Source organism: Streptococcus infantis (assembly GCF_047465525.1).
GTDB classification, from domain to species: Bacteria; Bacillota; Bacilli; order Lactobacillales; family Streptococcaceae; genus Streptococcus; species Streptococcus infantis_R.
In genome coordinates this window covers 67058-90695 of the sequence record NZ_JASGZS010000009.1, presented here as the reverse complement: position 1 = coordinate 90695, position 23638 = coordinate 67058, and the positions used below count along the sequence as shown (strand labels likewise).

General features: G+C 42.1%; 22 protein-coding genes. 20 read left to right on the top strand and 2 right to left on the bottom strand.

What is annotated here, in order from left to right; genetic code table 11:
- On the top strand, window positions 1-4652 hold a 4652-nt coding region (locus QM374_RS04910; protein ID WP_414311045.1), incomplete at its 5' end, for a G5 domain-containing protein.
- A 130-nt stretch (window positions 4653-4782) separates the two neighbouring features.
- On the opposite strand, the gene QM374_RS04905 is transcribed toward QM374_RS04910, so the two are convergent.
- Window positions 4783-5757 carry an aromatic acid exporter family protein gene (locus QM374_RS04905; RefSeq protein ID WP_414311044.1) on the bottom strand — a complete coding sequence of 325 codons (975 nt, stop codon included), beginning with the start codon at window positions 5755-5757 and terminating at the stop codon, window positions 4783-4785.
- Window positions 5758-5970: 213 nt separating this feature from the next.
- Complete coding sequence (sstT, locus tag QM374_RS04900; protein ID WP_414311043.1) at window positions 5971-7176, bottom strand: serine/threonine transporter SstT; 1206 nt, start codon at window positions 7174-7176, stop codon at window positions 5971-5973.
- A 150-nt stretch (window positions 7177-7326) separates the two neighbouring features.
- Here sstT and QM374_RS04895 point away from each other — a divergent pair, with 150 nt between their 5' ends.
- From QM374_RS04895 to rsmB, 19 genes are all read left to right on the top strand, one after another.
- Window positions 7327-7893, top strand: coding sequence for a mechanosensitive ion channel family protein (locus QM374_RS04895; RefSeq protein WP_248035264.1), 567 nt, complete (start codon window positions 7327-7329; stop codon window positions 7891-7893).
- A 51-nt stretch (window positions 7894-7944) separates the two neighbouring features.
- Complete coding sequence (locus tag QM374_RS04890) at window positions 7945-8850, top strand: magnesium transporter CorA family protein (RefSeq protein WP_075231455.1); 906 nt, start codon at window positions 7945-7947, stop codon at window positions 8848-8850.
- 16 nt (window positions 8851-8866) lie between these two features.
- Window positions 8867-9394 carry a YqeG family HAD IIIA-type phosphatase gene (locus QM374_RS04885; protein WP_248035262.1) on the top strand — a complete coding sequence of 176 codons (528 nt, stop codon included), beginning with the start codon at window positions 8867-8869 and terminating at the stop codon, window positions 9392-9394.
- Between the two features lie 2 nt (window positions 9395-9396).
- Window positions 9397-10503: a ribosome biogenesis GTPase YqeH gene (gene yqeH, locus QM374_RS04880; protein ID WP_414311042.1), complete on the top strand. Its 1107-nt coding sequence runs from the start codon at window positions 9397-9399 to the stop codon at window positions 10501-10503.
- A gap of 209 nt (window positions 10504-10712) precedes the next feature.
- Window positions 10713-11024: a ribosome assembly RNA-binding protein YhbY gene (gene yhbY / locus QM374_RS04875; protein ID WP_000060171.1), complete on the top strand. Its 312-nt coding sequence runs from the start codon at window positions 10713-10715 to the stop codon at window positions 11022-11024.
- Window positions 11025-11075: 51 nt separating this feature from the next.
- Window positions 11076-11705 carry a nicotinate-nucleotide adenylyltransferase gene (locus QM374_RS04870; RefSeq protein WP_414311041.1) on the top strand — a complete coding sequence of 210 codons (630 nt, stop codon included), beginning with the start codon at window positions 11076-11078 and terminating at the stop codon, window positions 11703-11705.
- On the top strand, window positions 11705-12298 hold the full coding sequence (yqeK, locus tag QM374_RS04865; RefSeq protein WP_414311040.1) for a bis(5'-nucleosyl)-tetraphosphatase (symmetrical) YqeK: 594 nt from the start codon (window positions 11705-11707) through the stop codon (window positions 12296-12298). Before QM374_RS04870 ends, yqeK begins: the two co-directional genes overlap by 1 nt.
- Entirely contained in the window at window positions 12299-12799 is a 501-nt protein-coding gene (locus QM374_RS04860; protein ID WP_414311039.1) for a cysteine hydrolase family protein, read from the top strand.
- Between the two features lie 11 nt (window positions 12800-12810).
- On the top strand, window positions 12811-13164 hold the full coding sequence (gene rsfS, locus QM374_RS04855) for a ribosome silencing factor (RefSeq protein ID WP_414311038.1): 354 nt from the start codon (window positions 12811-12813) through the stop codon (window positions 13162-13164).
- 203 nt (window positions 13165-13367) lie between these two features.
- Window positions 13368-14108, top strand: a complete 741-nt coding sequence (locus QM374_RS04850) for a class I SAM-dependent methyltransferase (protein ID WP_265471498.1) — start codon at window positions 13368-13370, stop codon at window positions 14106-14108.
- 9 nt (window positions 14109-14117) lie between these two features.
- Entirely contained in the window at window positions 14118-15215 is a 1098-nt protein-coding gene (locus tag QM374_RS04845) for a nucleotidyltransferase (RefSeq protein ID WP_265471502.1), read from the top strand.
- A 236-nt stretch (window positions 15216-15451) separates the two neighbouring features.
- Complete coding sequence (locus QM374_RS04840; protein WP_000388572.1) at window positions 15452-15706, top strand: type II toxin-antitoxin system Phd/YefM family antitoxin; 255 nt, start codon at window positions 15452-15454, stop codon at window positions 15704-15706.
- Between the two features lie 3 nt (window positions 15707-15709).
- Window positions 15710-15964: a Txe/YoeB family addiction module toxin gene (locus QM374_RS04835; protein WP_414311037.1), complete on the top strand. Its 255-nt coding sequence runs from the start codon at window positions 15710-15712 to the stop codon at window positions 15962-15964.
- A 217-nt stretch (window positions 15965-16181) separates the two neighbouring features.
- On the top strand, window positions 16182-17795 hold the full coding sequence (locus QM374_RS04830) for a ribonuclease Y (RefSeq protein ID WP_070461168.1): 1614 nt from the start codon (window positions 16182-16184) through the stop codon (window positions 17793-17795).
- Window positions 17796-17931: 136 nt separating this feature from the next.
- Window positions 17932-18558, top strand: coding sequence for a guanylate kinase (gene gmk / locus QM374_RS04825; RefSeq protein ID WP_000775049.1), 627 nt, complete (start codon window positions 17932-17934; stop codon window positions 18556-18558).
- Between the two features lie 24 nt (window positions 18559-18582).
- Window positions 18583-18897, top strand: coding sequence for a DNA-directed RNA polymerase subunit omega (gene rpoZ / locus QM374_RS04820; RefSeq protein WP_045763172.1), 315 nt, complete (start codon window positions 18583-18585; stop codon window positions 18895-18897).
- Window positions 18898-18981: 84 nt separating this feature from the next.
- Window positions 18982-21378 carry a primosomal protein N' gene (locus QM374_RS04815; RefSeq protein ID WP_414311036.1) on the top strand — a complete coding sequence of 799 codons (2397 nt, stop codon included), beginning with the start codon at window positions 18982-18984 and terminating at the stop codon, window positions 21376-21378.
- Between the two features lie 12 nt (window positions 21379-21390).
- A complete protein-coding gene (fmt, locus tag QM374_RS04810; protein ID WP_414311035.1) occupies window positions 21391-22326 on the top strand; it encodes a methionyl-tRNA formyltransferase in 936 nt (311 codons plus the stop codon).
- Window positions 22319-23632: a 16S rRNA (cytosine(967)-C(5))-methyltransferase RsmB gene (gene rsmB, locus QM374_RS04805; protein WP_414311034.1), complete on the top strand. Its 1314-nt coding sequence runs from the start codon at window positions 22319-22321 to the stop codon at window positions 23630-23632. The genes fmt and rsmB overlap by 8 nt, the downstream gene beginning before the upstream one ends.
- Window positions 23633-23638 lie beyond the last annotated feature (6 nt).

Below are 23638 nucleotides of genomic sequence, written 5' to 3'. Positions count from 1 at the left end.
TGGTCGAGGTGAAACCAGAGCTAGAGGTCACGACAGAAGCCGTTGCCTATGACACAATTCATCAGGAAAATCCAGACTTGCTTAAGGGTGAAACCCGCCTTGTCCGAGCAGGGGTTGTAGGCGAGCGTACTATTTTAACGGAAGTCACGACTGTAGATGGTAAGGAAGACCGCCAAGTCAAATCCAACACTGTAACTTTGGAGCCAGTTTCAGAAATTATCGCAGTAGGCACTAAGGTAGAATCCACCTCAATCCCAAGTGAGGGAGCACCAAGCTTGGTCGAGGTGAAACCAGAGCTAGAGGTCACGACAGAAGCCGTTGCCTATGACACAATTCATCAGGAAAATCCAGACTTGCTTAAGGGTGAAACCCGCCTTGTCCGAGCAGGGGTTGTAGGCGAGCGCACTATCTTAACAGAAGTGACGACTGTAGATGGCAAGGAAGTCCGCCAAGTCAAATCCAACACTGTAACCTTGGCGCCAGTTACCAAAATCATAGCAGTAGGCACTAAGGTAGAGTCCACCTCAATTCCAAGTGAAGGTGTCCCAAGTTTAGAAGAGGTGAAGCCAGAGCTTGAGGTTACGACAGAAGCCGTTGCTTATGATACTATTCATCAGGAAGATCCAGACTTACTCAAGGGTGAAACCCGCCTTATCCAAGCAGGGGTTGCAGGTGAGCGCACGATCTTAACGGAAGTGACGACTGTAGATGGCAAGGAAGTCCGCCAGGTCAAATCCAATACTGTAACCTTAGAACCAGTTACCGAAATCATAGCAGTAGGCACTAAGGTAGAATCCACTTCAATTCCAAGTGAAGGTGCTCCGAGCTTGGTCGAGGAGAAGCCGGAGCTTGAAGTTACGACAGAAGCCATTGCCTATGACACTATTCATCAGGACGATCCAGACTTACTTAAGGGTGAAACCCGCCTTATCCGATCAGGCCTATCAGGTGAGCGTACTATTTTAACGGAAGTGACGACTGTGGCTGGCAAAGAAGTCCGCCAAGTCAAATCCAATACTGTGACTTTGGAGCCAATTTCCGAAATCATCGCAGTAGGTACTAAGGTAGAATCTACCTCAATTCCAAGTGAAGGTACTCCAAGCTTAGTCCAAGAGAAGCCTGAGCTTGAAGTAACGACAGAAGCCGTTGCTTATGACACTATTCATCAGGACGATCCAGACTTGCTTAAGGGTCAAACTCGTATTATCCAAGCAGGCCTATCAGGTGAGCGTACTATTTTAACGGAAGTGACGACTGTCGATGGCAAGGAAACTCGCAAGCAGGTCTCTAATGAAGTTACGACCGCGCCCGTTACCGAAATTATCGCAGTAGGTACTAAGGTAGAATCTACCTCAATCCCAAGTGAAGGTGCACCAAGTTTGGAAGAGGTGAAACCAGAGCTAGAGGTTACAACAGAAGCCGTTGCCTATGATACTATTCATCAGGAAGATCCAGACTTGCTTAAGGGTCAAACTCGTATTATTCAAGCAGGTCTATCAGGTGAGCGTACTATCTTAACAGAAGTGACGACTGTCAATGGCAAGGAAAATCGCAAACTGGTTTCTAATGAAATAACAAGAGCCCCGGTTCCAGAAATCATCCTTGTAGGGACTAAAAAAGAGCCTTTACCTGTACCACAACCAAAAGTTGACACCCAAACAATCCCATATAAAACAATCTATCAAGCAGATGACAGCCAAGAAGTCGGTTCTAGAAAAACGAAAACACATGGGGTCAATGGACAAGTAGAAACCACTACCCAATATACAAGAGATCAAACCAGTGGTCAGATTACAGAGTCTAGTACATCAAAAACTCTGGTGGAAAAGGTAGATGAGGTTGTTCTAGTTGGGACCAAACCAAGTGTAGAAACAAGGGTCATCGCAAATAGTACGATATATGAAGCGGACCCTTCACTTCCTTATCAAACAGAAAAAGTTGCTGTTCCAGGTAAGGAAGGAAGCGAAAAAACGACGACTACCTACCAAGTAGATACTCAGACAGGTCAGGTTACAGAAAGAGATCACCAAAAGGAAGTAACAGCTCCAATTGATAAGGTAGTGAAGGTCGGAAATGTCCAAACTATTGTGACCCCAATTCCAATCAAGGAGGAACGTCGTCAGGATTCAAGACTTGATAAGGATCTTGAAAAAGTAGAAAGTCAGGGAGAGCCTGGGGAGACTACCACTACCAGAGTTTATGAAGTGAATCCTCAAACAGGTGAAATGCTATCACACACGGAAACAAGTACTGTGACAAAAGCAATGAAGCCAAAGGTCATCTTGGTGGGAACCAAAGAAAACAAACCTCATCTTCTTCCAGTGAATACGGAGTTAGAAAATGCTATCGATGTACGACCTGCTAGCCAAGGAATGAAGGCTGTGGATTTGCTTTCCAATGCTTACGTGACAAATGCCCTCAGGCCAAATATTCTGGGGCGAGATGTAATTAGTAAGAAGATTGAACTCAAAAAGACAAATCCTACTATTACAGATGAAGAGGTTAAAGAAGTCCTTCGCAAAGAATATCTAGAGAGATTATCTATTAAAGACACACTTGAAGAAACGAAAAAGACCCTAGATACAGACCTTAAAAAAGTTGTAGCCCATACCTTGAGTGTGCTCGGAAATACAGCGGAAAGCAGAGCTAAGGTTCAGGCAGATTTAGAAGCTAATAAGGAAAAGATTCTCCTAGGTTTAACCTATATCAATCGTTTCTACAATATTGATTTTGGCAAGACCAACATCCGTGATATTCTTGCCTACAATCCAAGCTCCTTTGGCAAGAAGGTGACGTCATTAGAATGGCTAACATCTCTGGGTTCAATGAACTATGATGAGATGAAACTGGTCAATAGCCCACGAACATTTGAAACTTACTTTGGAAAAGTAACCGATAAGTCAACCCTATTAGACTTCCTTGACTATAACCGAACTACCTTTACAAACATGGATGGTGATACTTGGTTGAAGGATGCTACAAAAGCCATCGTTGTTGAGAAGAAATCCAAAGAGAAGACAGATGAGAATGTCAGTCTTTACACGAAGTTGACCTCTGATCCTGCCAAGTATGGGGCAGAACCTCAACAGATTGATAATCGTAAACAATATAACATGGCTACCCTTCTAGGCCTAGTAAACATCAAGGAACCGAGCATCTATGCCATTACTAATATGGCAACTGTTTCCTACGGAAATATCGGAACTTATATGGATACCTCACTGGCTCAAAGCAATCCTGCTCAATATAAGGCTGAATTGGAAAAAGTGAAGGCTCTGGTTGAATTGACGGCTGAGCGTCAGGCTGCTTATGTTGATACGCTTTATAGAATCACTAAAAAAGACAATCAATCAAAACTAGTAACCAACCGTTTGATTGTGGATACTATGAAAAAGTATACTAGCAAGCAAAATGCAGGCATCAAGGAAGCCTGGTCTAAGGAGTTTGGACCAGAGGCGGATAAGGGAGTCAAGGACTTCATGTCTACTCTAGGCATGTATTCTCCGTCCCAATCAGTTGGTGCTGAGGCAAATGGTGCTGGTGTGCGTTACTTTATTGATAGGGTCTTGGACGATCGAGGGTCAGCAACCTATTCTCATGAAATGACTCACTTGTTGGATCGCACAGTCCTCTTTAATAATTATGGTCGACGAGATGGTACTGGGGCAGAATTCTATGCACGTGGAATCTTTGAAAATTCCTACACTCCTGAAACAGATACCTACTTTAACTTGAACTTTGTCTATGACGAGAGTGACAAAGACAGTTTCTACAACAAGACACCTGAGCGCTTTAAATCAGCCGCAGATTTGAAAGAATATATGCACGGTAGTTTCGATGTTCTCTATACTTTGGATTATCTAGAAGCTGAGGCAAGTCGAGGATTGTCAGCAGCGGATAAGGCAGTCTACTTCAAGCAACTCTTGCCGACTGCGACAAGTGGTTCAAGAACTCCTGTTTCTTATCCAAATCCATCTGTCAAACCAACCCACCAGAGTGAGGAAATCAAGGCCTTGACAGAGGCAGATGCTAGCAAGCTAGGCGATGTTCATAGCTTGATTGACAATCACATCGTAGTAAATCGCTATATTATCAAGGGGTTCACGGCTACAGGTAAAGTAGATGCTAATGGTTATTATACCATTGATATGTTTGATACGATTTATGGTGTAAACGAAAATGACAAGGGGATGAGTGGCGATATCAGCTTTAGAAAACAAGCCTTTGAACTCATGGCAGGTCTTGGTTACTACGAAGGTTTCGTTCCTTATGTCTCTAATCAGTACAAGCAAGATGCTGAAAACGAGAATCGTCCCTTGTCAGACCAATATATCTTTGGAAAAATATTAGCTGGTAAGACCTATGCTCAATTCAAGAAGGAACAAATGGATGAACGGATCGCGAATATCAGTAAGTTAAAACCGATTACCATTGACTATAAAGGTAAGCAGGAAGTGATTTCAAGTCCTGAACGAATGAAGCAATTGATGGAAGAAGCGGTAAAAGAAGAACTTGCTCAGATTAAAGCAGGAAATATCAGCCAAAAACAATACCGTTTCATTGAAACTCCTGTTCAGAAGTTGAAAAAAGCTATATATAAAGCCTACCTCAAAGAATCAAATGAGTTTAGAAATTCCATCTATACTTCTTAAGGGAAAGATAAGTCTATCATTAGGAGTTCATAGCAATTTTGCTACTTAGTAAGATTCACTAGTTAGCTAGGTTCGAGACAGAAAAACACCTTTTGAATTGCAAGTTTTCGCAGTTCAAAAGGTGTTTTGTTTATGATGATAGATTGCTTTTTTCTTCAGAATAGCGTTGATAGAAGTCAACTTTCAGTTGAATAAAGTTTTCCAATTCGCGCAGGAGTTGAAGTAAGGTTGCGCGTGTTTCAAATTCTTCCCTTGTTTTAGGGAGGTTACGATTGCGAAATACCTGCAGGTAGCTTTCAATATCATTTAATAAATCGTTGGCAGGATTGGTCTGGCTGAGTTGATCCGCAGTTTTAGCGAATAGCTGGGCAAGGATTAGGCTTTCGCTTGCGGCTAGATTACAGGTGTTGATTTGCTGGGCCATATTACGAAGAATGCGACTCTGTCTCTGTCTCATTTCGAAATAGTGGATATGATAGTCGGTCTGATGAAAGAGGTGGTCAGAGTGATCAAGATAGACCAGTTTGAGAGCTTCTTCAAGAAGCTGATCCAGTTCTTCAACGAGTTGGGCACGGTTACGACCATCGCCCTTTCCAAGATAATATTCAAAACGTTGTAGGATGTGTTTGAGTTTTTCTTCTACCTTGAGATGATAGAGATGGATTTCTTCTTGCCGAGAAGGCATGTAAAGATTGACAGTCAAGGCAAATCCCGTACCGATCAGAAATAGGAGGAGTTCATTCACTAGCAGTTCTGGTGATGTAGACTTCTGAACCAAGAGATGACTGACCAGGACACTACTCGGGGTAATGCCAATCTCCCAGCCAAGTTTATAGGCCAGAGGGACATAGAGGGCCAAATAGAGACCAAAACTCCAGATGTGGTAGCCAGTCATTTGAAAGGAAAGGACACCAATGAAAAGAGCAAGAAGGGTTGAAAATAAACGATTGCGAGCTAGCTTAATGGTGCTTCGACGGGTATCCGATAAGCTCAATAGGGCAATGATACCAGCGGACACTGCTGAAGATAAATCCAGAAAGTAGGCTAGAACACAGGCTAAACAGGTTGCCAGAATGAGTTTAAAAGTACGTTGGGTGATAGACATGAGACATTTCCTAAACTGAATGATAGAAACCAGACAAAGGCGGTGGGACAGAAATCGATAGACAAAGTCTCGATTTCGTCGTCCCAGCCCCGCGAGGATGATTAGGAGCTTTTTGGAGTCTAAAAGACGAACAAAAAGTTCAATCAGCTACCGCGTCAAAGTTTGATTGTTAATGAAAAGTGAGGTCGGGATTTTTTGTCCCAACCTCCTTGATTATTTATTGCGAGCAGAGGAAAATTCGGCAACTGCTGTAAAGAGCACATCGGTTGAAGAGTTGAGAGCTGTTTCGCAAGAGTCTTGGATAACACCGATGACAAATCCGACACCCACAACCTGCATAGCGATATCATTGGTAATCCCAAAGAGACTACATGCAACAGGGATGAGAAGGAGTGAGCCTCCAGCAATACCAGAAGCCCCACAGGCTGAGATAGCTGCAACGATACTGAGTACAAAGGCTGTTGCAAAATCAACTGAGATTCCAAGGGTATTGACAGCTGCTAGGGTTAAGATGTTGATGGTAACAGCAGCTCCAGCCATATTGATAGTTGATCCAAGTGGGATAGAGACAGAATAGGTATCTGGATTAAGTCCTAGATCCTCACAAAGTTTCATATTAACAGGGATATTTGCAGCTGAGCTTCGAGTGAAAAAGGCTGTGACTCCGCTGATACGCAAACATTTCCAAACAAGTGGATAAGGATTTTTCTTGATAAAGAGAAAAGAAATCAGAGGATTGATCACTAGGGCAACGAAAACCATAGTGGCAATCAAAAGTCCGAGTAAGATTCCGTAATTTGCTAAACTCGCAATACCTTGGCCAGAGATGGTTTCGAAGACTAACCCGAGGATACCAAATGGCGCAAGGTTGATGATCCATTCGACGATTTTTGAAGTCACACTGGCCATTGTTTTGAGTAGTTCCTTGCTATTTTTGCTAGCTTCTCGCATGGCAATCCCAAAGACGATAGCCCAAGACAAAATTCCGATATAGTTAGCTTCGATGATGGCATTGACAGGATTGTCTACTATTTTTAGTAGGAGATTACTGAGTACTTGTCCGATGCCGTCTGGAGGAGTAACTTCTGTACTAGCACTACTCAAGACCATCTGAACAGGGAAGAGAAAGCTAGCCAAAACTGCTACAAGAGCCGCAGCAAAGGTCCCCAGCAAATAGAGGAAAATGACTTTTTTCATATTGCTATCTTGACCTTTCTGGTGTTGGGAAAGGGCGTTAGCGACTAAAGCAAAAACTAGGATAGGGGCGATGGCCTTTAGTCCTCCTACAAATAAATCTCCCAATAAACCGATGCCAGTTAGATTAGGAACGAGTAGACCCAGAATTGCTCCTAAGGTCATTCCGATTCCGATCCGTTTGATAAGATTTGTTTTGTTCCAAGCACGAATAATTCTTTTCATAAAGGTCTCCTTTTTGTGTATTGTTTATGATTATAGTATAAATATACTTGAAAAGCAAGTGTCTTATAGATTTTATTAGAATAAATGAATATTTATGAAAAGGATGGCGAGGAAGGATTTATGGTATAATGAATAGAAAAGGAGTTTTATATGCAAGAATTTTTTCAACGTTATCTGGATAAATTAGATGTAACAACTGTTTTAGAAAATCTCTTGACCAAGGTGATTTCTCTTCTACTTCTTATCCTTCTATTCTATATAGCTAAAAAGTTCCTCCATGTTGCTGTACGAAAGATTGTTAAACCTTCACTTAAATTTTCAAATCGAGATGCAGGTAGACAAAAGACCATTTCTCGTTTGCTTGAGAATATTTTTAACTACACACTTTATTTCTTCTTGATTTACTGTATCTTGTCTATCTTAGGGTTGCCTGTATCTAGCTTGCTTGCTGGGGCTGGGATTGCTGGAGTGGCTATCGGTATGGGGGCACAAGGCTTTCTATCAGATGTCATCAACGGCTTCTTTATTCTCTTTGAACGCCAGTTGGATGTCGGAGATGAAGTTGTTTTGACCAATGGCCCTATTACTGTATCGGGGAAAGTCGTTAGTGTTGGAATTCGGACAACTCAATTGCGAAGTGATGACCAAGCTCTTCATTTTGTTCCTAATAGGAATATCACCGTCGTTAGCAATTTTTCAAGAAAAGAAGAGAACTGAAATTTTACTTGATTTATGGTACAATAGAAAGAGTTTGGTGAAGGAGAAACGATGTTTTTAGATAAGCAGTTAGGAAATGGTTGTACCTGGATTAATCTAGATGTGGAAATCATCAAAAATCTTGAAGATTTATCTGAAATCTATGGATTGGATAAAGAAACCATCGAGTATGCGCTGGATAGAAACGAACGAGCCCACATGGATTATAACCGTGAAAATGGGACAGTGACCTTTATCTACAACGTTCTTGACTTAGAGAAGGACAAGGAATACTATGAAGCCATTCCCATGACCTTTATCGTTGAAAAACAACGAATGATTACCATCAGCAATCATAAGAACGCTTATGTCATTGATCAGATGCTAGGCTATCTTGAAAATCATGAAATCATTTCAATCTACAAGTTTCTATTTGCCGGTTTAGAGCTTATCAGCAATGCTTATTATCCCGTCATTGAACAGATGGATAAAAGTAAGGATGAAATCAGTGCCTTGTTACGTCAAACAACCACTAAAAAAAATCTCTTTGCCCTCTCTGACTTGGAAACTGGTATGGTTTACTTGACAGCTGCGGCTAAACAAAATCGCCTCCTCTTGGAACATATCCAAGGACACGCGCTTTATCGGAACTTTAACGAAGTGGAAAGAGAGCAGTTTGATGATGCTATGATTGAAGCTCATCAGTTGGTGTCCATGACAGATTTGATTTCTCAAGTCTTGCAACAACTCTCCGCTTCTTACAACAACATCCTAAACAATAACCTGAATGATAGTTTGACAACCTTGACCATTATCTCAGTTTTGCTAGCCATTCTTGCAGTCATTACAGGATTTTTCGGAATGAATGTCCCTCTGCCATTTACAGAAGAGCCCAATGCTTGGATTTATATCTTAATAGCAAGTTTGATTTTATGGGCAGCCTTATCTCAATGGCTGAAGAAAATTACTAGAAAATAAAAGAGAAGGAGACAGAATGGCGATTGAAAATTATATGCCAGATTTTGCCGTGGAAGCAGTTTATGATCTGACAGTTCAAAGCCTGCAAAAACAGGGAATCAAAGCTGTTTTGGTGGATTTGGACAATACCCTGATTGCTTGGAATAATCCAGATGGAACAGTAGAGATGAAGCAATGGTTGCATGATCTGCGTGATGCTGGCATACGGATCATTGTGGTATCTAACAATACTCCCAAACGTGTCAAACGAGCAGTTGAAAAATTTAATATTGACTATGTTTACTGGGCACTGAAGCCCTTTACTCTAGGAATTAACCGTGCCATGAAACATTTCCACTATGAAAAAGACCAAGTGGTCATGGTTGGCGACCAGCTAATGACGGATATTCGAGCAGCCCATCGAGCAGGTATTCGCTCGATTTTGGTTAAACCATTAGTTCAACACGACTCTATTAAGACTCAGATTAACCGAGCTCGTGAGCGTCGTATGATGAGAAAAATCGCTGAAAAGTACGGCCCTATTACTTATAAAAAAGGAATCTAACTATGGAAGAAATTCTCTGTATTGGTTGTGGAGCAACTATTCAGACTACAGATAAGACTGGGCTTGGTTTCACCCCCCAGTCGGCACTCGAAAAAGGTTTGGAAACTGGAGAAGTTTATTGCCAGCGTTGTTTCCGTCTTCGTCATTATAATGAAATCACAGATGTTCAGTTAACGGATGATGATTTCCTCAAACTCTTGCACGAGGTAGGAGACAGTGATGCCTTGGTGGTCAATGTCATTGATATTTTTGACTTCAATGGCTCTGTTATCCCAGGTTTGCCACGCTTTGTGTCGGGAAATGATGTGCTCTTGGTTGGAAACAAAAAAGATATCCTACCTAAGTCAGTGAAACCAGGTAAGATTAGCCAGTGGCTGATGGAGCGTGCTCACGAGGAAGGCTTGCGTCCTGTTGATGTCGTCTTGACTTCTGCCCAAAATAAGCATGCCATCAGAGAAGTAATCGATAAGATTGAGCACTACCGTAAGGGACGTGATGTTTACGTAGTTGGTGTGACCAATGTCGGGAAATCAACCCTTATCAATGCTATCATCCAGGAGATCACAGGTGACCAGAACGTCATCACAACTTCACGCTTCCCAGGAACAACCTTGGATAAGATTGAAATCCCACTCGATGATGGATCTTATATCTACGATACGCCAGGGATTATCCACCGTCACCAGATGGCTCACTACTTGACGGCTAAAAACCTCAAGTATGTCAGTCCTAAAAAGGAAATCAAACCCAAAACCTATCAGCTAAACCCTGAACAAACCCTATTTTTAGGTGGATTGGGACGCTTTGACTTTATTGCAGGAGAAAAGCAAGGTTTTACAGCCTTCTTTGACAATGAACTCAAACTTCATCGTACCAAGTTAGAAGGAGCTAATGCCTTTTACGACAAGCACCTTGGAACCCTTCTAACACCACCAAATAGCAAGGAAAAAGAAGATTTTCCAAAACTAATCCAACATGTCTTTAACATCAAGGACAAGACAGACCTAGTCATCTCGGGCCTAGGCTGGATCCGAGTAACAGGCACTGCCAAAGTAGCCGTCTGGGCCCCAGAAGGCGTCGCAGTCGTCACACGAAAAGCAATTATTTAAAATAAAATCACTGAGCGAACAAAGTGAGCTCATAAAAAGATAGTTATTGCCGTGGTGTCTTGCCAATCCATAGATTGGCAAGGGGCACAATTGAGACTTAGGCTCGATTGTGAGGTCAGGAAATCCATTTTTCAAAGATGAAATCATTGAAAAATTAGTTCCGACCGCCCCCCCCACCTAAAATAACTATCAAAAAAGGAAGAAAGAATATGTCATTAACATCGAAACAGCGTGCCTTCCTCAACAGCCAGGCACACACCCTCAAACCCATCATCCAAATCGGGAAAAATGGACTCAACGACCAAATCAAAACCAGCGTTCGTCAGGCACTTGATGCGCGTGAATTGATCAAGGTTACTCTCTTGCAAAACACAGATGAGAATATCCACGAAGTAGCTGAAATCTTGGAAGAAGAAATCGGTGTGGATACAGTCCAAAAAATCGGACGCATCTTGATTTTGTATAAACAATCAAGCAAGAAAGAAAATCGCAAGATTTCTAAAAAAGTAAAAGAAATCTAAGAACGATACTCCCAAAAACTGTTTTTACAGAAAAGTAAAGGAGATTAACCTATGGCAATCGAATTATTAACTCCCTTTACAAAAGTGGAGTTAGAGCCTGAAATCAAGGATAAAAAACGTAAACAAGTCGGTATTTTGGGTGGAAATTTTAATCCCGTTCATAATGCCCATCTGATCGTGGCAGACCAAGTGCGCCAACAGTTGGGATTGGACCAGGTTTTGCTCATGCCCGAATATCAACCACCTCACGTAGATAAAAAGGAAACCATTCCTGAACACCACCGTCTCAAAATGCTTGAGTTAGCGATTGATGGAGTCGAAGGTCTAGCTATTGAAACGATCGAACTAGAACGTAAGGGTATTTCTTACACCTACGACACCATGAAGATTCTGACAGAGAAGAATCCAGACACAGATTACTATTTCATTATCGGTGCTGACATGGTAGACTATCTGCCTAAGTGGTACAGAATTGATGAATTGGTCGACCTCGTTCAGTTTGTAGGGGTTCAGCGCCCACGCTACAAGGCAGGGACTTCCTATCCCGTTATCTGGGTGGATGTGCCTCTCATGGATATCTCGTCCAGCATGGTGCGTGACTTCCTTGCCCAAGGTCGGAAACCCAACTTTCTCCTACCTCAGCCGGTGCTAGACTACATCGAGAAGGAGGGGCTCTACTGATGGCCTATCAAGACTATATCAACTGCTCCCGTGAGGCTTTGTTGGAAAAAATGGCAGAGCTTCTACCCGAGAAACGGTTAACCCATTGCTTGGGTGTGGAGCGTGCAGCCATAGAACTGGCTCAGCGCTTTGGTGTGGATAGTGAGAAAGCAGGACTAGCAGGCCTTCTCCATGATTATGCTAAGAAGCTGTCAGATCAGGAATTTTTAGGCTTGATTGACCATTATCAGCTAGACCCTGACCTCAAAAACTGGGGCAATAATGTATGGCATGGTATGGTTGGCATCTACAAGATTCAGGAAGATTTGGATTTGCATGATTCTGAAATCCTGCGAGCCATTGAAATCCATACAGTCGGGGCTGGTCAGATGACAGACCTAGATAAGGTTATCTATGTCGCAGACTATATCGAGCACAATCGTGTCTTTCCAGGAGTGGATGTGGCACGTGAGATTGCAAGTCTATCGCTTGATAAGGCAGTGGCCTACGAAACAGCTCGTACCGTGGAGCATCTAGCTCACCAGGGATTCCCTATCTATCACCAAACCCTTGAAACCTATAACGCCTTTGTGCACTATTTGAAAGAGGACTAAATGAAGACGGCTTTTATTATTATTGATGTACAAAATATTTTAGTGGAAACAGGTTTTAAGACAGAGAGACTATTGGAAAAAATTTCTTATTTACAAAACCAAGCTAGAAGCAAGAATATTGAAATTATCTATGTTCAACATATTGAGAACTCTGAAGCTCAAACATCAGAAGATTGGCAGTTATCTGCGCTTTTAAATCGAAAACCTGATGAAAAGGTCTTTCAGAAGAAGTATAACAGTATTTTCAAAGAAACTGGCTTAAAAGAATACTTGGATAAACAGGGGATTGAAAAATTAGTTTTATGTGGTATGCAGACAGAATATTGTGTGGATACCTCTGTCAAGGTTGCCTTTGAATATGGCTATCAGCTTATTATTCCAGAAGGTGCTGTCACAACCTTTGATGGGGATGACATTCCAGCAGAAACGATAAATGAATTTTATGAGGACATTTGGGAGGATCGCTTTGCAGATGTCCTAGATTATAAACATATTTTTTAAAAGAGGACTAAATGAACGAAAAAGAATTACTAGAACTAGTCGTGAAAGCGGCTGATGAGAAACGTGCGGAGGATATCCTCGCACTTGATGTACAAGATTTGACTAGCGTGACGGACTACTTTGTGATCACTAGCTCAATGAATAGCCGTCAGTTGGACGCTATTGCTGATAATATTCGTGAAAAAGTAGCAGATGCTGGCTTTAAAGGTAGCCATGTCGAAGGCGATGCAGCTGGAGGTTGGGTCTTGCTGGATCTTGGTGCTGTCGTTGTGCATGTCTTTTCAGAAGAAATGCGTGCCCACTATAACCTAGAAAAACTATGGCATGAGGCGAATTCAGTAGATATTTCAAAAGCTCTTGCTTAGAAGATGAACTCAGTTGTAGTCAACTGGGTTTCTTTGCTTATTTTAGAAAATTGATGGAAAGGTGAGGGCGTCGTGTTTTGTTCATCTCGAAACTGAACACGAGCTAAAAGCTGCGAGAAAAAGATAAACTTCCTTTGTATCTGACGATACAGCAGAAAGTTTCCTATTTTCTCCTTGCTTTTAACGCTCTTTGTATCTTAATTATGGCAACTTATGAAACCTTTGCGGCAGTCTATGATGCAGTCATGGACGATAGTTTATACAACAAATGGACGGATTTTTCTCTGCGTCACTTACCTAAGACCAAGGAGAGAAAGAAACTCTTGGAATTGGCTTGTGGTACAGGCATCCAGTCTGTGCGCTTTTCTCAGGCTGGTTTTGATGTGACTGGACTGGATTTAAGTGCGGATATGCTGAAGATTGCTGAGAAGAGGGCTGCTTCCGCCAAGCAAAAAATTGCTTTTATAGAAGGCAATATGCTGGATCTGTCCAAGGCAGGTCAATATGACTTTGTTACTTGTTATTCGGACTCAATCTGCTACATGCAGGATGAGGTGGAAGTCGGGGACGTCTTTAAGGAAGTCTATAATGCTCTCAACGAAGATGGCATCTTCATCTTTGATGTGCATTCGACCTACCAGACAGACGAAGTTTTTCCAGGCTATTCTTATCATGAAAATGCGGAAGATTTTGCTATGCTCTGGGATACCTATGAGGACGCTGCACCTCACTCTATCGTTCATGAGTTGACCTTCTTTATCAAGGAGGCTGACGGTTCCTTTAGTCGCCACGATGAAGTGCATGAGGAGCGGACTTATGAGGTCTTGACCTATGATATTTTGCTGGAACAGGCCGGTTTTAAGTCCTTCAAACTCTATGCGGACTTTGAGGACAAAGAGCCTACAGAAACCAGCACCCGTTGGTTTTTTGTGGCGCAGAAGTAGGAGATTATCATGACAATCACAGGTATTATCGCGGAGTTCAATCCCTTTCATAATGGGCATAAATACCTGCTAAATCAGGCTGAGGGGCTAAAAATCGTTGCCATGTCAGGGAATTTCATGCAGCGTGGAGAGCCTGCTATCGTGGATAAGTGGACACGAGCCCAGATGGCTCTGGAAAATGGAGCAGATTTGGTAGTAGAATTGCCATTTTTAGTCAGTGTTCAGGCGGCGGATTTCTTTGGCCAAGGAGCTGTGGATATCTTGGCTCGGCTGGGTATTGAGAACCTCGCTTTTGGGACAGAAGAAGTTCTAGATTATCAAAAAATCGCTGACTTATACACAGAACAAGGTGCTGAGATGGAGAAATTTGTGGAAAATTTGCCTGACTCTCTCTCTTATCCCCAGAAAACCCAAGCCATGTGGAAGGAATTTGCAGGTCTAGATTTTTCTGGCAATACACCCAATCATGTCCTTGCTCTGGCTTATGCCAAGGCAGTTGCAGGACGAAATATCAAGATGCATCCGATTCAGCGTCAGGGGGCTGGTTACCATTCTGTGGATAAATATGTGGACTTTGCCTCGGCGACAGCCCTGCGTCAGCACCAGAAGGACCAAGATTTCTTAGAACGCTTTATGCCTTCTATTGCCCTATTTGAGCAGGCCAGTAAGGTGAGCTGGGAAGACTATTTTCCCTTGCTCCGCTATCAAATCTTGTCCAATCCAGACCTAACCACTATCTATCAGGTCAATCAGGAAATGGCAGTGCGCATCAAGGATGCCATCAAGATAGCCCAGTCTGTGGAAGACTTGGTTGAGGCAGTTGCGACCAAACGTTACACCAAGGCGCGTGTCAGACGCCTCTTGACCTATATCTTGGTGCAGGCTAGAGAAGGTGACTTGCCAGAAGCCATTCATGTCCTTGGTTTTACCGAAAAAGGCAGACAACACCTTAAGTCTCTGAAAGGGCAGGTCAATCTAGTCAGCCGAATTGGCAAAGAACCCTGGGATGCCATGACTCAAAAGGCAGACCAGATTTACCAACTAGGAAATCCAAGTATAGCAGAGCAGAATTTTGGAAGAGTGCCGATTAGAATAGAAACAAACTAAGTCTACTGAAAGGTAGGCTTTTTGAGATTTTTTACGAATAATACTCTTCGAAAATCTCTTCAAACCACGTCAACGTCGCCTTTCCGTACTCAAGTACAGCCTGCGGCTAGTTTCCTAGTTTGCTCTTTGATTTTCATTGAGTATAAATAGATAGAAAAGAAAATCTTGTACAAGTTCCTGACAATTTCTTTCTTTTCGTGTATAATAGTGGAAAAGAGGTAAAACGAGGTATGGTTATGGAAGCAGTTCTTTACTCAACATTCCGAAATCATTTAAAGGACTACATGAAGAAAGTAAACGATGAATTTGAGCCTTTGACGGTGGTCAATAAAAATCCAGACGAGGACATTGTAGTCCTTTCAAAGAGTGAGTGGGATAGTATTCAAGAAACCCTGAGAATTGCTCAAAACAAGGAACTTTCTGATAAGGTTTTGCGAGGAATGGCCCAAGTCCGTGCTGGAAGCACTCAGGTCCATGTTATTGAGGAGTAAGAAATGCTGCTCAAGTTTACAGAAGATGCCTGGGTTGATTATTGCTACTGGCAAAACCAAGATAAGAAAACATTGAAAAGAATCAATAAACTAATCAAGGATATTCAACGCGACCCTTTTACAGGAATTGGTAAACCAGAACCGCTCAAGTATGATTACCAAGGAGCTTGGTCACGTCGTATTGAAGCAGAAAATTGCTTGATTTACATGATGGATGCAGATAGCGTCGCTTTCTTATCCTTTAAAGATCATTATTAAGTCTACTGAAAGGTAGGCTTTTTAACTTATTTTTTTCTAAAAAAATCTTTAAAAATTTACTTAGGGAGAATCGCTTATTTTATTAGGAAAAATAAGCTTTTTTAGACTTGAAATGACCAAAACAACTTCAATTTAAGGTTTGTTAAAAATGATTTTTTATGGTAGAATGTATAAGAATGCATATCATTCGGATAAACAAATAAATTGAGGTAAAAACATGGAAATTATGGCGATTGTTATCGTTGTTTTTGCCGTCATCATTGGTTTAGTCATTGGATATGTCAGCATCTCAGTCAAGATGAAATCATCACAAGAGGCTGCAGAGCTGATGCTTTTAAATGCTGAACAAGAAGCAACTAATTTACGAGGACAAGCTGAGCGCGAAGCGGATTTATTACTCAATGAAGCTAAGAGCGAAAGCAAGTCTCTTAAAAAAGAAGCACTATTGGAGGCCAAAGAAGAAGCCAGAAAATACCGTGAAGAAGTGGACGCTGAATTTAAATCAGAACGTCAAGAACTCAAGCAAATCGAAAGTCGTTTGACCGAACGTGCTAGCAGTCTTGATCGTAAAGATGACAATTTGACGAACAAAGAAAAAACACTTGAACAAAAAGAACAAAGTATTTCTGATAGAGCAAAAAACCTTGATGTACGTGAAGAGCAACTAGAAGAAATTGAGAAACAAAAGCAAGCTGAACTAGAGCGTATTGGAACTCTGACTCAGTCGGAAGCAAAAGACATTATCTTGGCCCAGACAGAGGAAAACTTGACTAAGGAAATTGCTAGTCGCATTCGTGAGGCTGAGCAAGAAGTTAAGGAACGTTCAGACAAATTGGCTAAGGATATCTTGTCTCAAGCCATGCAGAGAATTGCTGGTGAGTATGTAGCTGAGTCTACCAACTCTACAGTTCATCTGCCTGATGATACTATGAAAGGTCGTATCATTGGTCGTGAAGGGCGTAATATTCGTACCTTTGAAAGTTTGACAGGGGTTGATGTTATTATTGATGATACGCCAGAAGTGGTAACCTTGTCAGGTTTTGATCCTATTCGTCGCGAGATTGCCCGTATGACGATGGAAACCTTGCTTAAGGATGGACGTATCCACCCAGCTCGTATCGAAGAGTTGGTTGAGAAAAATCGTCAAGAGATTGATAACAAGATTCGTGAATATGGTGAAGCCGCAGCCTATGAAATTGGTGCACCGAACCTTCATCCAGACTTGATGAAGATCATGGGTCGCTTGCAGTTCCGTACTTCATACGGACAAAATGTCTTGCGTCATTCGATTGAAGTTGCTAAGTTGGCTGGTATCATGGCTAGCGAACTTGGTGAAAATGCTACCCTTGCTCGTCGTGCGGGATTCCTTCACGATATTGGTAAAGCCATTGACCGTGAAGTAGAAGGTAGCCACGTTGAGATTGGTACCGAGTTAGCTCGCAAGTACAAGGAACACCCAGTTGTGGTGAATACCATTGCTAGTCACCACGGAGATGTAGAACCTGAAAGTGTGATCGCAGTCATCGTTGCTGCAGCGGATGCATTGAGTGCTGCCCGTCCAGGAGCTCGTAGTGAGTCACTCGAAAGCTACATCAAACGTCTCCATGATCTTGAAGAAATTGCTAATAGCTTTGAAGGTGTTCAAAATAGCTTTGCCCTTCAAGCTGGTCGCGAAATCCGCATTATGGTAAATCCAGGTCAAATCAAAGATGACAAGGTCACAATCTTGGCTCATAAAGTTCGTGAGAAAATCGAAAACAATCTCGATTACCCAGGAAATATCAAGGTAACCGTGATTCGTGAACTTCGTGCAGTTGATTATGCAAAATAAATAAGAAAGAGCAGTTGAAAAATTACTGCTTTTTTGTTACACTAGATAGAAAGATTGTAGCGAGCAGAAATGGCTTTAGATATATAATCTTACAGAAATTTTCAAGTCATTTCACAAACTATCCAAAGGAGACATAATGGCAGACCGAGGCTTACTAATCGTTTTTTCAGGTCCTTCAGGAGTTGGGAAAGGAACGGTTAGACGAGAAATTTTTGAGAGTTCTGAAAATCAATTTCAATATTCTGTATCTATGACAACGCGGGCACAACGTCCAGGTGAAGTAGATGGTGTTGATTATTTCTTCCGTACACGGGAAGAATTTGAAGAATTGATCCGTCAAGGGCAAATGTTAGAGTATGCAGAGTATGTGGGTAACTACTATGGAACTCCTCTGACCTATGTCAATGAAACGCTTGATAAGGGAATCGATGTCTTTCTTGAAATTGAAGTGCAGGGAGCTCTTCAGGTCAAGAAAAAAGTTCCAGATGCTGTCTTTATCTTTTTGACACCACCAGATTTGGAAGAATTGCAAGACCGTCTCGTAGGCCGTGGTACCGATAGTGCAGAAGTAATTGCTCAGCGTATCGAAAAAGCCAAGGAAGAAATTGCTTTGATGCGTGAGTATGACTACGCTATTGTAAATGACCATGTTCCTCTTGCCGCAGAACGTGTAAAACGTGTGATTGAAGCTGAACATTTCCGTGTGGACCGAGTGATTGGTCACTATCAGGATATGCTACCAAAGTCTCCGACTATTCGATAAACTATAGAAAATAGGTACAAACAAATGATGCTTAAACCCTCTATTGATACCTTGCTTGATAAGGTACCATCAAAATATTCACTCGTAATCTTGGAAGCAAAACGTGCTCACGAATTAGAAGCTGGAGCACCTCCAACTCAAGAATTTAAATCTGAGAAATCTACTCTTCGTGCCTTGGAAGAAATTGAATCAGGGAATGTAACCATCCACCCAGATCCAGAAGGGAAACGCGAAGCTGTTCGTCGTCGTATCGAAGAAGAAAGACGATTGAAAGAAGAAGAAGAAAAGAAAATCAAAGAGCAAATCGCGAAAGAAAAAGAAGAAGGTGAAAAAATTTAAGGTTGGGGGGACTCAATCTTATTTTTTCTATTGCAAGAATACTCAATCAATTAAAAGGATTTAAGAAGAGAAGGAGGTGAGGATATGGCTATTGCAAAAATCATTGTGGATGTTCCCTTGATGCAGACAGACCAGCCCTATAGCTACAAGATTCCAGAAGAATTTGAGGAAATGTTGGAAGTCGGCATGCGGGTTCATGTACCCTTTGGGAAGGCCAATCGCTTGATTCAGGGAATTGTTCTTGGAATGGAGTCTCAATCTGATGCAAATGTGGCAGACGAAGATTTGAAAGAAATTGCCGAGGTGCTGGACTTTTCTCCTGTTTTAACAGAGGAACAACTCTGGCTAGCAGAGGAGTTACGTAAATCAGTCTTCTCCTACAAAATTTCCATTCTAAAAGCTATGCTCCCTGGATTTTTGAACTCTAGCTATGATAAGATCCTCTATCCTCTGGAAGGCTTAAGTCAAGAAGATAGAGAACGATTATTCGGTTCACAGGAGTCTCTAGCATTTTCATCTCTAGACATAGAAAAGCAGGCTGAGATGATGCGATTGACTCGAAAAGGGCTCTTGAAACTAGAGTATCAAGCTGTGGATCAGAAGAAAGTTAAGACTCAGTCTTGGGTTGAAGTGAATCTTGACAAATTAGAAAAGCTAGAAATCTCAAATCGTGCCAAGAAGAAATTGGAATTGCGAGAATATTTATTAGCACATCCTGAAACAGTTCCTTTGGCTGATTTGTTAGAACATTACTCACGCGAACAAGTTAACTTTTTTGTGGAACATGGTGCTATCACCATCGTGCAAAAGGAAGTCCAACGTTCAGCTGCCTACTTTGAAGGGATTGAGTCGAATCAAGCCCTAGAGTTAAACCCAGAGCAAAAAGAAGCCTGTGAGGCGGTTGTTGGAGCGATTGGGAAGAAACACCCTCCATTTCTTTTACAAGGAATCACTGGAAGTGGGAAAACGGAGGTTTACTTGCAGATTATCCAAGGGGCCTTGGATTTGGGAAAAACAGCGATTGTTCTAGTCCCAGAAATCTCTCTGACACCTCAAATGACCGAGCGATTTATTGCTCGTTTTGGTGAGAAAGTTGCCATTCTCCACTCTGGCTTGTCCAATGGTGAGAAGTACGATGAATGGCGCAAGGTGGAACGAGGAGAAGCCCAGGTAGTTGTTGGTGCTAGGTCTGCCATTTTTGCACCTTTGAAAAATCTAGGGGTAATCATTATCGATGAGGAGCACGAGGCCAGCTACAAGCAAGACAGTAATCCTCGTTATCATGCTAGAGATGTGGCCATTTTACGAGCTCAGTACAATCAAGCTGCCCTAGTCCTTGGTTCTGCAACACCGAGTTTAGAAAGTCGTGCGCGTGCTGGCAAGGGTGTTTATCAACATCTCCGCCTGACGCAAAGGGCCAATCCTTTAGCAAGCATTCCTGAAGTTCAACTGATTGACTTCCGTGATTATATCGGGCAGAATGAAACATCAAATTTTACACCACCACTGATTGAGGCCATTAAAGATCGATTAGATAAAAAAGAGCAGGTTGTTCTCATGCTCAATCGCCGTGGTTACTCTAGCTTTGTCATGTGCCGGGAATGTGGGACCGTGGATACCTGTCCGAACTGCGATATTTCTCTGACGCTGCACATGGATACCAAGACGATGAACTGTCATTATTGTGGTTTTTCCAAAGAAATTCCTCATGTCTGTCCAAATTGTCAGAGTCGCAGTATTCGTTACTATGGAACAGGAACTCAAAAGGCCTACGATGAGCTGGCTGAACTCTTTCCAGAGGCTCGCATTCTGCGAATGGATGTAGATACAACTCGTAAAAAAGGCAGTCACCAAGCTCTACTTGAACAATTTGGCAATGGTGAAGCGGACATATTGCTAGGAACCCAGATGATTGCCAAGGGCTTGGATTTTCCAAATGTGACCTTGGTTGGTGTTCTCAATGCGGATACAGCCTTGAATCTGCCTGATTTCCGTTCTTCTGAGAGAACCTTCCAACTCTTGACCCAGGTAGCTGGACGAGCAGGTCGAGCTGAGAAAGCAGGACAGGTCTTGATTCAGTCCTATAATCCTCAGCATTATGCCATTCGTTTTGCCAAGGATCAGGACTACGAAGGTTTCTATGCCTATGAAATGGGTATCAGACGTCAGTTGGGTTACCCGCCTTATTATTTCACTATTGGGATTACCTTGTCTCATAAAAAAGAGGAAGAGGTTCTTAGACGTGCTTATCAAGTCATGGGTATTTTGAGGTCTGGTTTGTCGGATGCTAGTAAAATCCTAGGACCGACCCCTAAACCGATTGCTCGTACGCATAACCTCTATCATTATCAGATTTTAATTAAATACCGTTTAGAAGATGAGCTGGGTCCAACCCTTAACCAGGTCTTGGCCTTGACACAAGAACGGGAAAATAGCGAACTTCGTCTCAGTATTGACCACGAACCGCAACAGTTTTTATAAGAAGGAGAAGATATGACAAAATTAATCTTTATGGGGACTCCCGATTTTTCAGCAACCGTTTTGAAGGGACTTTTGTCAGATGATCGATATGAGATTCTAGCAGTTGTAACTCAGCCAGACCGTGCTGTCGGACGTAAAAAAGTTATCCAAGAAACACCAGTTAAACAAGCTGCCAAAGAGGCAGGACTTCCTATCTATCAACCTGAAAAATTATCAGGTAGTCCAGAAATGGAAGCTATCATGAATTTGGGTGCTGATGGGATTGTAACAGCCGCCTTTGGGCAATTTCTCCCAAGTAAACTCCTTGATAGCATGGATTTTGCAGTCAATGTTCATGCTTCGCTCCTTCCTAAACACCGTGGTGGTGCTCCTATCCATTATGCCTTGATTCAGGGTGATGAGGAGGCAGGAGTAACCATTATGGAAATGGTTAAGGAAATGGATGCCGGAGATATGATTTCTCGTCGCAGTATTCCCATTACCGATGAGGACAATGTTGGAACCTTGTTTGAAAAATTGGCAATTGTTGGTCGTGATCTGCTTTTGGATACTTTGCCTGCATACATTGCTGGCGAGATTCAACCAGAACCACAAGACCCAAGCCAAGTAACTTTCTCACCAAATATCAAACCTGAGGAAGAAAAATTAGACTGGAACAAGACCAATCGTCAACTCTTTAACCAAATCCGTGGGATGAATCCATGGCCAGTTGCTCATACTTTCCTCAAGGGAGAACGCTTCAAAATCTATGAAGCTCAGCCTGTAGAAGGGAAGGGGAATCCGGGTGAGATTATCTCCATCGGTAAGAAAGAATTAATCGTCGCAACAGCAGAGGGGGCTCTATCTCTCAGACAGGTTCAACCAGCAGGGAAACCTAAGATGGACATTGCTTCCTTCCTTAATGGTGTTGGACGTACCTTGACAGTAGGAGAACGATTTGGTGACTAAAGTAGAAACGGCTAGAAGTCTAGCTCTAGCAGTATTAGAAGATGTGTTTATCAATCAAGCATACTCAAATATTGCCTTAAATAAACACTTAAAAGCAAGTCAGCTATCTCTGACAGATAAGGGCTTGGTAACAGAGCTTGTGTATGGAACTGTAGCTCGAAAACTTACATTGGAGTGGTACCTGTCTCATTTTATCCAAGATAGAGACAAACTAGACAACTGGCTCTATGTTCTGCTTCTCATGAGCGTCTATCAACTCCAATATCTAGATAAACTTCCTGACCATGCAGTAGTCAATGAAGCAGTAGAAATTGCAAAATATCGTAAGAAAGGCAGTGAAAAACTAGTCAATGCAGTTTTGCGCCGTATCTTGCGTGAAGGTTTGCCAGATATTGCCTCTATCAAGCGTAAAAATAAGCGTGATTCTATCGCCTACTCTTTACCAGTTTGGTTGATTTCGAAACTCAAGGAAGAGTATGGAGAAGAGCGAGCGCAAGCTATTTTTGAAAGTCTATTGAAGCGTAATAAAGCCAGTATTCGCGTAACAGATTTGAGCCGAAAAGAGGAAATCAAAGCTCTGCTTGGTGCAAGTGATTCTCTTTTATCTCCTGCTGGTCTGGTTAAGGAACAGGGACATTTTGCTAGTCATGACTTGTTTTCAGAAGGACTTATTACTATCCAAGATGAGTCAAGTCAACTGGTTGCACCTACACTAGAGCTACAAGGTGACGAGCAGGTTTTAGATGCTTGTGCAGCTCCTGGTGGGAAAACAGCCCATATGGCATCTTATTTGACGACAGGTCAGGTAACGGCTCTAGATCTCTATGATCATAAACTCAATTTGATTCAAGAAAATGCTCAGCGTTTAGGCGTAGCAGACCGTGTCCAAACACAAAAATTGGATGCCAGAAAGGTGCATGAGTTTTTTGGCAAGGATCAATTTGATAAGATTTTAGTAGATGCTCCTTGTTCAGGGATTGGTCTATTGCGTCGAAAACCAGATATCAAATACAATAAAGAAACGGCAGATTTCGCGTCATTACAGGAAATTCAGCTGGAAATATTAGGTAGTGTTTGTCAAACACTACGAAAAGGTGGTATAATAACCTATAGTACCTGCACTATTGTCTCTGAAGAGAACTTTCAAGTGGTTCAAGCATTTTTAGAAAGTCATCCAGAGTTCGAGCAGGTTAAACTAGAACACGAATGTAAGGATATCGTGAAAAATGGTTGTATCCTCATTACTCCGGAATTATACGGAAGTGATGGATTCTTCATCAGCCAATTTCGCAAGATATCCGATTAGGAAGGA